Consider the following 13,721-nt stretch of genomic DNA (forward strand, 5'->3'; position numbering starts at 1 on the left):
ATAGGTATGATAATCCCTCAGCTATACTTGATTCGTTCTATCCATTTTGTCTACATGTATCGTTATAACACCTATGCCTATACACTAATTTAGTCCTTTCGTAGTACATCTGTATTTTGTAAAAAAAACTTATCAATACTGATGATAAAAGCGATTTCAAAGTACTATATTTAAGTTAGGACATTAATATATACATGCTCTCATATGATTCTTCTTATATGAGATGATAACAACAATGATAGCCCTTTTTCACAAGTCAATTTTGTTGCCTATCAAGTTAATTAATCATATGATAAATGTGTGATTAGGATTTAAATTTATACTGTTCTAAGGAGGTTTTTACAATGCTCACAATGGGTTTAAGCATTGTCTCTCTGGCACGTTTTCAGTTCGCTATGACAACTGTCTTCCATTTCTTCTTTGTTCCATTTTCAATCGGAATGGGATTTCTAGTTGCTATCATGGAAACTATTTATGCTGTTAAGAAAGACAAGGTTTATCTAGATATGGCAAAGTTCTGGGGAAAAATTTTCCTTCTAAGTTTTGCTGTAGGTATCGTTACCGGTATTATTCAAGAGTTTCAGTTCGGTATGAACTGGTCTGAATACTCACGTTTCATGGGTGATGTATTCGGCGCCCCACTTGCTATCGAAGCTCTTTTAGCATTCTTTATTGAATCAGTCTTTATTGGAATTTGGATGTTCACTTGGGATCGTTTCAAACCAGGTGTACATGCACTTATGATTTGGATAACTTCAATAGGTACTATGCTTTCAGCCATTTGGATTTTAGCTGCTAACAGTTTCATGCAACATCCAACTGGTTTTAAGATCAACAATGTTACACATCGGATTCAGTTGACTGATTTCGGTGCTGTTATCAGAAATCCACAATTGTGGAAAGTCTTTCCACACGTTATTTTAGCGGCTTTCATGACTGCTGCTGTAGTTATTACAGGTATGAGTGCCTGGGGGTTATTGCGTAAAAAGAAGAATGAACACCAATTCTTTAAAACTTCTTTACGCTTTGGACTTTGGGCTAGTTTAATTTTTGCAATTCTTTCTGCTGGTGCTGGTGATTTACAGACGCAACAAATCATCAAAGATCAACCAATGAAATTTGCTGCCACTGAAGGTGTCTATGAAGACACTAAGAGTCCTGCACCTTGGACCGTTGTTGAATTAATCAATGCCAAGGATCACAAGGCTGGCAGTAAGATTGAAGTTCCTGGTGTCTTGAGTCTGTTGGCTTATCACAAATTAAGCGGTTCTGTTAAGGGTATGAATACCATTAACAAAGAACTACATGCTAAGTATGATAAAAAGTTTGGTAAGAATATGAATTACTTCGTTCCACCAAAGACACTATTTTGGAGTTTTAGAGTTATGACCGGAATTGATGCCTTGATCATGTTAGTCTCACTTGTTGGTTTAATCTTCTCACGTGAGAGTAGGAATACTATCGAAAACCACAAGTGGATGTTAGTGGTCTTAGGAATCTGTATCTGGGTTCCATTTATTGGTAATTCTGCCGGTTGGTTCATTACTGAATTCGGTCGTTACCCATGGATCGTTTATGGACTATTCACAATTGCCGAAGCTGTTTCACCAACCTCAACCGTTGCCAGTCTATTATTCAGTAATATTGTTTACTTCTTACTCTTTACACTATTGGGCGGCGTTATGATTTGGTATTCAAGACAAACGCTTCATCATGGTCCATATTATGAAGAAATTGATTCCAAGCAAAATGTAGACCCATTTGCAAGGGAGGCTTTTGGAAAATGACACTCAGTACATTATGGTTTATTGTAATTGGACTCCTCTTTTCAATCTTCCTCTTTCTTGAAGGTTTTGACTTTGGTGTTGGTATGTCAACTCGATTCCTAGCCAAAAACGATGAGGAGAGAGTTGCTTTAATGTCCACTATCGGTCCTCATTGGGACGGTAATGAAACATGGTTAGTTACTGCCGGTGGTGCAATGTTTGCGTCATTGCCACTCTGGTATGCCACATTGTTCTCAGGTTATTACATTCTTTTTCTATTAGTTTTAGTCGGCTTGATTCTTCGTGGAGTATCCTTTGAATTCCACAAACACGCTGAAACAAGAACTGGTAAAAATCTCTGGATGTGGACTTTCTTCGCTGGTAGTATCATCCCACCATTTTTCCTATGCATGATTCTACTCAGCATGGTTCAAGGTATTCCTATCAATGCCAATGGTGATGCATTCCCTAAATTCTTTGACGTTGTTAATCTCTTGTCTGTTGTCGGAGGCGTTGCTGGTGTGCTGTTATCATTAGTCCACGGCTTAAACTTCATCAGATTAAGAATCGAAGGTCCATTACGTGAACGTGCTCGTAAATTAAATCAAATATTATATCCAATCCTATTTCTAGGCGAAGTCGTCTTTGCAGTATTAGTCTTTCTACAAACTGACTTCTTTACAAAGAGATTCGGTTCATCACTTTTAATCACTGCTCTAATTGTTTTGTTCTCACTATTAGGTTACTATGGAGTCCTAAAGGACAGAGAAGGCTTCAGCTTCATTGGTAGCGGTCTATCACTAAGTATGGTCATTGTCTTATTATTCAACGGACTATTCCCACGTGTCATGATTGCTACTAACCCAGCACATAGCATTTTGATCAGAAATGCCGCCAATTCACAATACACCCTCACAATTATGACGATTGTAGCTTGTATCTTGGTACCAATCATAGCGATCTACTTTATCTGGTCATACTCTCTATTCACAAAGAGAATAAATCCAAGGGAAAATACGGTGAAATATTAATGATTGATAAGCGTTTATTTCGCTTACCAGGAACAAAGAAACTACTCTTAATGCTTGCAGGATTAACTCTCTTGCAGGCATTTGTTGTCTTATTCCAAGGTAAGTATTTAGCAGAATCTTTAGTAAATTCGTGGGAACAAAAAGCGTTACAAACTATCATCACGCCGATGACACTCTTTGTGGCGGCCTTTATTTTAAGACATCTCTTCAATCTGATTAACACCAAGATTGTCGAAAGCTATGCTAGTAAAACTTCCGAAATAATTCGTGGCAAGTTATTAGATAAAGTCTATCAGGCTGGACCCGAAATGATTTCAGACGAAGGAACCGGCAATTTGGTTACTTCATCCCTTGATGGCATTGATTTAGTTGAAAATTATTTCAAATTGATTTTTACCAAATTGATGAACATGTGCATCATTCCACCAGTTTTATTAATTTATATTTATACGCAAAATATTGCTTCAGGTATAACTTTGACGATCATTGTGCCACTAGTTATCCTCTTCATGATTATTTTAGGCCTAGCGGCTCAAGCCAAGGCAGATTCACAGTACAAACAATATACGATTCTTTCTAATCACTTCTTAGACGCTTTAAGAGGTTTGCCAACTCTAAAAATGTTGGGTCTAAGTAAGCGCTATGCTAAAAATATCTATACCGTCAGTGACGAATATCGCCGTCGGACAATGAATACTCTGAGAATCGCTATTTTATCGACTTTTGCCCTCGATTGGTTAACTACCTTAGGAATTGCTATTCTAGCCGTCTTCTTAGGCTTAGGACTAATTAACAATAGTTTCCCTCTCTTCCCGGCTCTAGTTACCTTGATCTTGGCTCCAGAATATTTCCTACCACTTAGAAACTTCTCCAATGACTATCACGCTACCTTAAATGGTAAAAATGCTTTAGCCGCTATTTTTGAAATTCTCGAACGTCCTAGTAAAGCTAAAGAGGACAAATTAGAAACCTTTGACTGGAACAAAGATTCTCAAGTCGAAGTTAAAGGTTTACAGTTCTCTTATCAAGGAACAAGCAACCATGAGGTCAGTTTGGATATTGACCAACTGAAGCTCAAAGGCTATCAAAAGATTGGCGTGATTGGAAAATCTGGCTCCGGTAAAACTACTTTAATCAGAACCATCGGAGGATTCATTATACCTGACCACGCTGATATTAAAATTAATCAACAAAATTTAACTAATTTTAAACAAAGTAACTGGCAAAACAAATTAACTTTCTTACCGCAATCACCATACTTATTTGCGGGCTCAATTGCCGAAAACATTGCTTTCTATCGTCCTAAAGCCTCAATGGATCAAATCATTCAAGCCGCTAATGAGGCTGGTCTAACAGAATTTATTAAAACTTTAAATGACGGATTCCAAACACAGATTGGTGAAGGTGGTCGTGGTATTTCTGGTGGTCAGCAACAACGGATCATGCTAGCACGGGCCTTCTTAGCTGATGATCGACACGTTTTGATTTTTGACGAACCAACCGCCCATCTGGATATTGAAACTGAGTATGCCTTAAAGAAACCAATGGAGAAACTATTTCAAAACCATTTGGTTATTTTTGCAACACACCGACTACATTGGATCAAAGAAATGGATTACGTCATCGTTATGAATAACGGTAAAATTGCTGAACAAGGCACTCCTGACGAGCTTAGCCAGCATAACGGTGCTTTCTTTCAATTAATTAGTAATATGAGAGGTGAACAAATTTGAACTTCTTTAAAACTTTCAAACACGATACTTGGGTCAAACCTTATATCAAACAATACAAGGGCCTTCTCATCACAGCACTATTCTTAGGATTGATGACTTCCTTTTGTGCTGCAGCCTTAATGTTCACCTCTGGCTATACAATTGATAAAGCTGCCACTCATCCAGTCAACATTCTGCTGATTTACGTACCGATTCTTTTAACAAGAGCTTTTGGTATTGGTCGACCAGTTTTTAAATACACTGAGCGCCTTAAGAGCCATAACTGGGTCTTACGAGTCACTTCTGATCTGAGAACTAGACTCTATAAAACTTTGGAAAGTGACGCTTCATTCTTTAACGAACATCACAAAACTGGTGACATTATGGGACTCTTATCCGAGGATATCAGTCACTTACAAAATCTATATTTAAGAACTATTTTTCCGGCCGTAATTGCTTATTTACTGACAATTATTGCCTCAGTCGCCTTAGGAATTTTTAATCCATCCTTTGGTTTCTTCGTTTTCCTACTACTCTTTATTGAAGTCTTCTTAGTCCCACTTTTCTCGGTTACAATTGAAAGTGCTCGAAGAGCCTATCAAAAACAAGTCAAAAGCGACCTTTATGTTCAACTCACCGACAATATTTTAGGTGTTGATGATTGGATCATTTCTGGAAGAAAAACCGATTTTCAAAATTTGACCGCCGCAAATATTCAAAATCTCGATCACTCGAAGAATAAATCGAAAGCCTTCAGACGTAATCGTGACTTTGCTCTACAATTCTTTTTCGCTGCAATCGTAGTTTGTTTCCTAATTTTCACCAATCTAACTATGACTGGTAATCAAGCTCAGGCTAACTTTGTTTCTGCCGTTGTTTTAGCTATTTTTCCACTATCAGATGCCATTATTCCTGTTAGTCAGGGATTTGAAGAATGGCCTTTATATAAAGATTCAATTAATCGGCTCAATACACTCCAACCAGTCAAAAGTAACCTACCAAAACAAGTTGACTTAAAACCAGCTGATTTTCAGCAATTAGATCTCCAACATGTTAGTTTCGAATATGATACTGATTCTCCAATCCTTATTAAGGACTTTTCACAGACTATCACTCGCGGAGAAAAGCTGGCCCTTTTAGGTCCTAGTGGCATTGGTAAAACAACTATTTTACAACTGATCTTAGGTGATTTGATTCCTCAAAAGGGTACGATTGAAATCAATAACCTAAATGTTCAACAAATTCAAACTAGTCGTGAAAAAATTTTCTCAGTCTTAAATCAAAAACCATTTCTTTTTAATACTACTTTGATGAATAACGTTCGTTTAGGAAACGAAAAACGTTCCGACGCAGAAGTTAAACAGGCCTTAGAACGTGTGGGACTAAAACCATTAGTTGAAACGCTACCTGATAAGTACAATACCCTCGTTGGTGAAAATGGCTCCCGTTTCTCCGGCGGTGAACAAGAGCGGATTGCTTTAGCTCGAATATTACTGCAAGACGCTCCTATCGTCTTATTGGATGAACCTACTGTCGGTCTGGATCCTATTACCGAAAATGACCTCTTGGAAACTATTTTTAACGTGTTAAAAGATAAAACAATCATTTGGGTAACCCATCATTTGCAAGGTGTCAAACACGTCGACAAAATCGTCTTCATTAATAACGAAGAAATCGAAATGCAAGGGTCGCCTCAAGAATTGTATAAAACTAATCAACATTTCAAGGAACTTTATAAAATGGATCAAGGATTATAATCGTTATAACGTTACAAAAATAGCACCTATTTAGAGCCCATCGATTCTTAAAATCGGTGGAATTCGACTCCAAATAGATGCTATTTTTAGAATGTTTCTTAATGAAAAACAACTCCATTAATAATACCAATACCACTTTGTAAAATTGATTCACGAGATACTCTATTTAATTCATTGATAATTTTATCTTGCTTCTCATTAAAGTGATATTTCTTTTACAACGCCAACTGTTGAAAATTATAATTCAAATCTCTGATTGTTTGGGAAATTTGGTCATACTTTTGCGAAATTTTTTCAGGGCGATTGATTTTATTATAAGCACTTCGAATTTCTTTCTTTACTTGGTTTTCTTCGGCAACTGATTTATACAAGTCCCCCAAAAACTGATTGACCCTTTCCAGAAGTGCTTCTTTCTTCTCCAGTTTAATTATTAGCATCCCCTATTTAATACGATTGATTAGTCTTTTAACAACGTTTTTTAAAACTTCTTGACTACGTTTCTTAGGCAATTTTTCAATCTCAATTACAGCTCGGTCAGTAAATTCACGTGCAATATCCTTGGCTTGATTCAAATAGCCATTATCAACCACGATTGCAGTTGCTTTTTGATCATCGTCGGCTGTTAAATGATTCTTTGATAAAATTTCAATCAGATGATGGTTCTTATCTTCCAAACCTAGAATATATGGTAATGAATAGACTCCATTTTTCAAGTCTTCATGAACTGGTTTCCCAGTTTGTGAAGTGCTACTGAAATCTAAAATATCATCAATTATTTGAAAAGCCATCCCGATATCATGTCCAATGTTTTTACAGCGTTCAATCACTTCTTGATTAGCTCCACTGACGATTGCTCCCATCTGTGCGCTTAAACCAAACAATTCGGCCGTTTTTCCCGAAATTTCTTTAAAATACATCTCGGTGGTAGCCTCAACGTTGAAGTCAATCAACATTTGATCCAACTCACCAATCAGAATTTTTTTCATACTCAAAGCATTCTTCAAAATATCAGTATTACTTTGTAAATGCTTGGAGATCAATTCAAAATACAAGGTAAATAGGTAATCCCCTGCATAAATAGCGTTACGGCGTCCATATTTTGTATGAATCGTTGGTTGTGATCGACGTAATGGCGAATCATCAATCACATCATCATGAACTAAAGTTGCAACGTGTAAGATCTCTAACGATGCTGCCAAAGGAATCAATTCTGAATCCTTTGGTCTGTCTTCGCCAAATTCACTGAATAACAAGAAAAAGGCTGGACGCAACATCTTGCCTTCTGAAGTTAAATTGACAATCATTGAACTAATTTCTAAATTGTTTATCTTTACCATCTTGTGAATAAAGTTGGTCGTTAAATCCAATTGTTCCCCTAATTGAGGATAATTTTTCCAAATTGAGTTCGCCATAAAATTCCTCTTACCCCTATATTACTTTGTTGTATTCAAAAATAATTCTATAATAGAATCTATCAAATCCAAAGGAATGATTTTTGTGAAACCTTCAGTATTTTTTGAGCTCGTCGAGATCAAAGCTAAAACAGCTAGTGTCTTCCCGTTTCTAATGGGAACATTGTACTCATATTATCACTGGCATTCTATTAACGCTCTTGATTTGATTTTATTTTTCATTGCCATGTTTCTTTTCAATATGGCCGTCGATATCAATGACAATTATTGGGACTACAAGAATGCCACCGGTGATGAGAGTTTCCGTCGCCAAACCAATGTCATCGGCGTTCACCATCTCAACATTCATTTGATTGGCTGGTTAGATCTTTCATTCTCAGTCATTGCGGCTATTATTGGTTTATTTATCGTCTACAGGACAGGATTGCCTTTACTTTATTTAGGTCTATTTTCATTCATTGTCGGATTCTGTTATGCCGGAGGACCTTGGCCAATTAATCGTGGCCCCTTCGGAGAGTTCTTTTCTGGTTTTACCATGGGATACGTTATTTATTTAATTGCCATTTATATCAACGTTGTGAATGTACCTGATCTTACTTTAGACTTTAAGTTTTATGCGGATGCACTTCTTTCTGCACTCTTAACCGTTTTTGCAATTTCCAATCTTTTATTAGCCAATAACATTGCTGATGAACAAGAGGACATCGGTTTAGGTCGTAAAACTTTAGTTTATTACCTCGGCAAAGCCAATTCTATCTTTATTTTGAAATCACTTTACGTGCTTGGATATTTAGCACTAGTTTGTTCCGTTATTCTAGGATTATTGCCAAAACTAATGCTTTTGACCTTCCTCATAACGCCAATTGTATATAAAAATGCCAAAGCTTTCAGCGAAAATCCTATCAAGAAGAAAACTTTTCCCTTGATCATTAAGAATCTTCTGCTGATAACTTTGACAGAGACAGTTACCTTTATTTTAGGCGTTATTTTTAATTTTTAGTCAAGATATTTAGCAAAACTATAGGTATCTTGAGCAATCATCAATTCTTCATTTGTAGGAATTGTGTAAGCTGCAACAGTTGAGTCATCGGTAGTAATGCGACTTTCATGACCATTTTGAGCGTTCTTATCATGATCGATCTTCACACCCATATATTCCAAGCCACTTAGAATGTCTTCACGAACTTCCGTTGAATTCTCTCCAACCCCAGCTGTGAAAGCAATGACATCGACACCGCCCATTTCGGCTGTATACGAACCAATAAACTTAAGTATGCGATTACGGTACATTTCCAAGGCTAATTTAGCGCGTTGATTCGTGTCTTCTTGTGCTTCAACATCACGCATATCTGGCGAAACCCCTGAAATACCTAAGAGACCTGATTTATTGTTCAAAATATCAATCATTTTAGATACATCTGAAATGCCTAATTTTCTCATTAAGTAAGGAATAATTGAAAAATCAATATCTCCACTTCTTGAACTCATCATAATTCCTGCTAGTGGCGTGAAGCCCATTGAAATATCAAAGGCTTTGCCCTGTTTAATAGCGCTAATTGAAGCGCCACTACCTAAATGTAGGATAATAGCATTCTTATCACCAATACCGCCATCAACGATTTGATTTAATCGTGAAACGATATAACGGTGGCTAGTACCATGTGCCCCATAACGGCGTACATGGTATTTTTTATAGTCTTCTAAATCAATACTGTAAAGGTAATTAACCTCTGGAATATCGACAAAGAAAGATGTATCGAACACTGCTACTTGAATAGCTCTAGGAACCAATTTTTTAAAGACACTGATGTAATATGATTCAATTTTATTATGTAGTGGTGCATATTCAGCTAATTGCTGGATTTTTTTTAAGTTTTCTTCAGTAACAATTTCAGACTTTTTAAAGACTTCCCCACCGGCAACGACACGATGACCAAAGGCGACAATATCTTCAAACTTCTCAATTATTTTCATATCTTTTAACGCATCCAAAATTGACAAAACGGCGACTTCATTGGATTCGATGGCTTCTTCACGTTGAATCTTTTGACCATTATACTTTAATTTAAAGACAGACTTAGGACTACCCAAGCGGTCAATCATTCCTGAAGCAATTGTTGTTTTATCAGGCATTTCAAAAAGCTTCCATTTTAAAGTCGAACTACCTGCATTTATAGCCATGATCTTCATACAAAAACTCTCCTTTTTTGGTCTAGGTATTCTCTATAAATAGCTTTATATCAAACTTTACACCGATATAAAAAAATGCTACTCTTTAGTAACTATTATAAGTCTTTTTATGGGGGAATTCATTCGTGAAATTTTTAGACATGCTACGCAAAATTGATGAGAAATCGGAACCTACTAAAACGGTTCCAGATTCTCCTGAAAATGACCAAAAAAATACCAAATCAGAAGTTAACTCCGACACTTCGACAACAGAAGTTGCCAAGGATAATGAAAATAAGGATGAAAAACTTCCTGTATCTGTTCACGACAAGCGTATTAAAATTGAAGAACAAATGAACGACCTATCGCATCAGTATGCCCAATTAAGAAATGATCTTAAGACCAATCTTTTCACTGAAAAAGACGATTTTGAAGCTAAAAAAGAAACTCTAGACAATTATCTTAAAACTTTAAAGCGCGATGAAAAAGAATCAACTGAAAAACTAGCTGATACTAAAGCCCAAAACGACGATGCCGCTAAAGAACATTTAGCAGTCGTTAATGCCGATCGTAAAGAACTTGAACAAAAACTGAATGATCTACAAGATCAATTAAAAAAACTCAACTCTGAAATTGATACTAAAACAACTCATTTAAAGTCGCTCCAGACAAAGTTAGCTCAAAACGAACAATCTGAAACTGATATGTCCACTTCGATCAAGGAAGAAAAAGATCTTCAAAAGATGCTCGTCTTGATGGAAAAGCAAAAACAATCGATCAATACGCTTTACGATCAAAGAAAAGACCTCAAGGAACAGATTAATTCATCACAAGAGAACATTGCAACTCTAAACAGCCAAGCTGACGAACTCAATACTAATATTAGTGATGTCAACAAGCAAATAACCGAATTGCAACAAAAGGCACAAGATATTAATGACCAAATGAAGAGTGACCATAATTACCGAATTGAAACAATTGCTGGTTTGGAGCGTCACATTCAAAGTCTTGGTGAAGAACATAAAAAGATTGATGGAGAACTAAGCGAAGTTAACGAAAATATCGCTTACATTAGTAAGTATATCAAAGATGTCTTCCATTCTGCTTATTTAGTTCGAGATGTTTATCTTGATAAGGACAAAGAATATTACGTAGCCGCTGATGATTTTGACTCCGATTCATCCCAAAATGATCTCTTTGGAATGATCAATTACCTTGAAAGTAAGCTCCAAAAGCCTGTAACGCTCGTTTCGACTTTCTACAATAATCATCTTCATGAAATTATTGACCAAAAGGCTAAGGATCAACATATTGCTATTCCAAATGTCGTTAATCTATTCGATCAATTACAGTCAAGTTCCAATCCTACTGATAAAAAGGTCGCAATTCCCGAAAACACTGAGTGGGTGACTCGAACTGATGTCGAATCCAAAGATACTTTTATTTATGATCAAAAACAGACTTTGTTAATGACTGTTGAATACTTCACTAAAAAAATTAATCGTATCAATTATTACAAAAATGACCAAATCGTTAAAACAAACATTTATAATAGTGATGGTCAGTTATCAGCTACACAAAACTTCAATAAGACTAAAGAACTGTCAGAAGAAAACTTCTACCGCACTGATGGTTCAATTGTCTTAACAGTCATCTTTGATAAAAAGAAAGCTGTCAGTTACCAGTTATTTGATAAGAACGGACTTCTTGAACAAGACTTCAATGAAAAATCTGAATTGATCACTTGGTGGCTCAAGAGTATTTCGCCCAATACTCAAAATGCTGTTTTTGTTGGAAATAATTCTGACTTATTGTATCAATTGATCATTAATTCCAATAGTATTTCTAGCGATGATACGATTCTTTTATTACAAGATGTATCTCAAAAAATCGACGATGTCATTGCTCTATTGGATAAGAAACCTGAATTATCTGACCTCTTCGTGCAAACCGAGGACGACTTGCATGCTATCGAAAATAAAACTAACCGAGATATCAGTGTCAGCGTAATCAACACATCGAGTGATGGCACATTATCTCTACCAGAATCACTAAAAATTTAATAATTTGGGGGACTGTAATTACATTACAGTATGGAGTGTGGTGAACACAATCTCTCTTCTATTGTGAAAAGACCAAGTTCATACTTAATGAGTTTGATCTTTTTCTGTAATTACACATCTTTTAATCTTACGAAAGTGGAAAAATTATGAAAACTATATCTGTTATTGTTCCGTGTTTTAATGAACAAGAATCCATCAATATTTATTATGATGCTATGACAAAAATTAAGGAGCAGACTAATAAATTCAAATTTGAATACTGGTTTATCGACGATGGTTCTAAGGATAAAACTTACTCGATTCTTAAGGATCTTCAAAAAGCCCACAGTGATGAAGTTCATTTCATTTCTTTTTCAAGGAATTTTGGTAAAGAAGCTGCTCTTTATGCCGGTCTCAATGAAGTTACTGGCGAATACACTGCCGTTATGGATGTTGATTTACAAGATCCTCCAGAAATGTTGCCAGAAATGTTTGATCTCCTTGAAGAAAAAGAATACGACTGTGTCGGAACTGCCCGCATGGACCGTGAAGGTGAGAATAAGATTATCTCCTTTTTCTCCAACAGTTTTTATAAATTAATCAATAAAATGTCTCAAACTAAAATTATTCCTGGTGCTCGAGACTATCGCTTGATGACTAGACAAATGGTCGACGCCATCAAATCAATGACCGAATATAATCGTTTCTCCAAGGGAATTTTCAGTTGGGTTGGTTTCAAAACTAAATATCTACCTTATAAAAATCGTGAACGCGTGGCCGGCAGTACTTCTTGGAATTTCTGGAAATTATTCAAGTATGCTATCACTGGGATCGTTGATTTCTCTGAGGGTCCATTGATGTTTGCCACGTGGATGGGGTCTCTTTCCTCTGTAACTTCGATTTTAGCAATTATTGCCATTATTATTCGAAAAATCATCAACCCACTCAGCAGTGTTAATGGTTGGGCCTCAATTGTCTCAATTGTCTTGTTGATCGGCGGTATTCAACTCTTGAGTATCGGTATTTTAGGCGAATATATTGGAAAAATATTCTTAGAAGTTAAAAAGCGCCCTATATATATAGTTAAAGACAAAAAATAATTTCGGAAAAGCAGAGAATCTGGATGTCTTGTTACATCTGATTTCTCTGCTTTTTATTTATATACTGAAACGTTATCACATGATAAACGATATACATTAAGATATAATAGACGTGAACAGATCAAGGGATGGATTAAAAATGAATGTACGTGACCGACAGGCTGAAAATACTAAGAATGCCATTTTAAAAGTTGCTGCCGAAATGTTTCTTTCACAAGGATACCAAGCAACTTCAATGCGTAAAATTGCGCAAGAATTAAATATTACACAGCCAAATATGTACCATTACTATAAAAACAAGAAGGTACTTTATATTAAAGCCATTGAATATGCCGTCGATGGCTTTAGTGAAAACTTGCTGGATGAATACAACCAACAAAAGAATTTACCCTTCGAAGAATTATTGAACTACATGGCAAAGTATATGATTGAAAATTTCCGGATCAATTACTTTATCATGCGCAACGATATTGAGAATTTCTTCACTCCTGAAGAAAAAAAAGATATTAGTAAAAATTGGGATGGCGGTTACTACAAAGTGTTATTCAATATTTTTCAATCGCACAAAAATGAACTACGAACTGATCTGGCCATCCCGGTACAAGTTGGAACCTTTTTAACAATGTTACTGCCTTACATTGAATATAACGATGCCAAAAGGAAGCGTAATATTGCTAACCTAAACACTGTTATCAATATTTTCATCAATGGCGTCAAAAAAGAATAGGGGTC

11 protein-coding genes are annotated in these 13,721 nt (G+C 36.0%); 8 read left to right on the top strand and 3 right to left on the bottom strand.

What is annotated here, in order from left to right:
* Positions 1–344: 344 nt before the first annotated feature.
* From LA20249_RS08130 to cydC, 4 genes are read left to right on the top strand one after another with little or no spacing between them, the layout of a single operon-like run.
* On the top strand, positions 345–1,787 hold the full coding sequence (locus tag LA20249_RS08130; RefSeq protein WP_057737464.1) for a cytochrome ubiquinol oxidase subunit I: 1,443 nt from the start codon (positions 345–347) through the stop codon (positions 1,785–1,787).
* Positions 1,784–2,797 (top strand): cytochrome d ubiquinol oxidase subunit II, encoded by a 1,014-nt coding sequence (gene cydB, locus LA20249_RS08135; protein ID WP_057737466.1) that lies wholly within the window; start codon positions 1,784–1,786, stop codon positions 2,795–2,797. The genes LA20249_RS08130 and cydB overlap by 4 nt, the downstream gene beginning before the upstream one ends.
* Positions 2,797–4,530, top strand: a complete 1,734-nt coding sequence (gene cydD / locus LA20249_RS08140; protein ID WP_057737468.1) for a thiol reductant ABC exporter subunit CydD — start codon at positions 2,797–2,799, stop codon at positions 4,528–4,530. The genes cydB and cydD overlap by 1 nt, the downstream gene beginning before the upstream one ends.
* The gene (cydC, locus tag LA20249_RS08145) at positions 4,527–6,266 is read left to right on the top strand and encodes a thiol reductant ABC exporter subunit CydC (protein WP_057737471.1); all 1,740 of its coding nucleotides are present in this window, start codon (positions 4,527–4,529) and stop codon (positions 6,264–6,266) included. Before cydD ends, cydC begins: the two co-directional genes overlap by 4 nt.
* 215 nt (positions 6,267–6,481) lie before the next feature.
* Here the strand turns inward: cydC and LA20249_RS08150 are convergent, their stop codons facing one another.
* Together LA20249_RS08150 and LA20249_RS08155 are read right to left on the bottom strand one after the other, a co-directional pair.
* Complete coding sequence (locus LA20249_RS08150) at positions 6,482–6,703, bottom strand: hypothetical protein (protein ID WP_057737473.1); 222 nt, start codon at positions 6,701–6,703, stop codon at positions 6,482–6,484.
* Positions 6,704–6,706: 3 nt separating this feature from the next.
* Complete coding sequence (locus tag LA20249_RS08155) at positions 6,707–7,678, bottom strand: polyprenyl synthetase family protein (protein ID WP_057737475.1); 972 nt, start codon at positions 7,676–7,678, stop codon at positions 6,707–6,709.
* A gap of 85 nt (positions 7,679–7,763) precedes the next feature.
* On the opposite strand from LA20249_RS08155, the gene LA20249_RS08160 reads away from it, so the two are divergent.
* A complete protein-coding gene (locus tag LA20249_RS08160; protein ID WP_101836892.1) occupies positions 7,764–8,678 on the top strand; it encodes a 1,4-dihydroxy-2-naphthoate polyprenyltransferase in 915 nt (304 codons plus the stop codon).
* Here LA20249_RS08160 and LA20249_RS08165 read toward each other — a convergent pair.
* Entirely contained in the window at positions 8,675–9,868 is a 1,194-nt protein-coding gene (locus tag LA20249_RS08165) for an acetate/propionate family kinase (RefSeq protein WP_057737480.1), read from the bottom strand. The genes LA20249_RS08160 and LA20249_RS08165 overlap by 4 nt on opposite strands.
* Positions 9,869–9,993: 125 nt before the next feature.
* On the opposite strand from LA20249_RS08165, the gene LA20249_RS08170 reads away from it, so the two are divergent.
* The 3 genes from LA20249_RS08170 to LA20249_RS08180 all read left to right on the top strand — a co-directional run bounded on the left by LA20249_RS08170 (position 9,994) and on the right by LA20249_RS08180 (position 13,716).
* The gene (locus LA20249_RS08170; protein WP_057737482.1) at positions 9,994–11,910 is read left to right on the top strand and encodes a coiled-coil domain-containing protein; all 1,917 of its coding nucleotides are present in this window, start codon (positions 9,994–9,996) and stop codon (positions 11,908–11,910) included.
* Between the two features lie 146 nt (positions 11,911–12,056).
* A complete protein-coding gene (locus LA20249_RS08175; RefSeq protein WP_057737484.1) occupies positions 12,057–12,989 on the top strand; it encodes a glycosyltransferase family 2 protein in 933 nt (310 codons plus the stop codon).
* 139 nt (positions 12,990–13,128) lie between these two features.
* Positions 13,129–13,716 (top strand): TetR/AcrR family transcriptional regulator, encoded by a 588-nt coding sequence (locus LA20249_RS08180; RefSeq protein ID WP_057737486.1) that lies wholly within the window; start codon positions 13,129–13,131, stop codon positions 13,714–13,716.
* The last annotated feature ends 5 nt before the right edge of the window (positions 13,717–13,721 follow it).

The organism is Companilactobacillus alimentarius DSM 20249 (genome assembly GCF_002849895.1).
Classification (GTDB): domain Bacteria; phylum Bacillota; class Bacilli; order Lactobacillales; family Lactobacillaceae; genus Companilactobacillus; species Companilactobacillus alimentarius.

Coding starts and splice junctions, on each gene's coding strand:
- LA20249_RS08180 (WP_057737486.1), top strand. CDS start 13,129: ATGAATGTACGTGACCGACAGGCTGAAAATACTAAGAATGCCATTTTA.
- cydD (WP_057737468.1), top strand. CDS start 2,797: ATGATTGATAAGCGTTTATTTCGCTTACCAGGAACAAAGAAACTACTC.
- LA20249_RS08175 (WP_057737484.1), top strand. CDS start 12,057: ATGAAAACTATATCTGTTATTGTTCCGTGTTTTAATGAACAAGAATCC.
- LA20249_RS08150 (WP_057737473.1), bottom strand. CDS start 6,703: ATGCTAATAATTAAACTGGAGAAGAAAGAAGCACTTCTGGAAAGGGTC.
- LA20249_RS08155 (WP_057737475.1), bottom strand. CDS start 7,678: ATGGCGAACTCAATTTGGAAAAATTATCCTCAATTAGGGGAACAATTG.
- cydB (WP_057737466.1), top strand. CDS start 1,784: ATGACACTCAGTACATTATGGTTTATTGTAATTGGACTCCTCTTTTCA.
- LA20249_RS08130 (WP_057737464.1), top strand. CDS start 345: ATGCTCACAATGGGTTTAAGCATTGTCTCTCTGGCACGTTTTCAGTTC.
- LA20249_RS08165 (WP_057737480.1), bottom strand. CDS start 9,868: ATGAAGATCATGGCTATAAATGCAGGTAGTTCGACTTTAAAATGGAAG.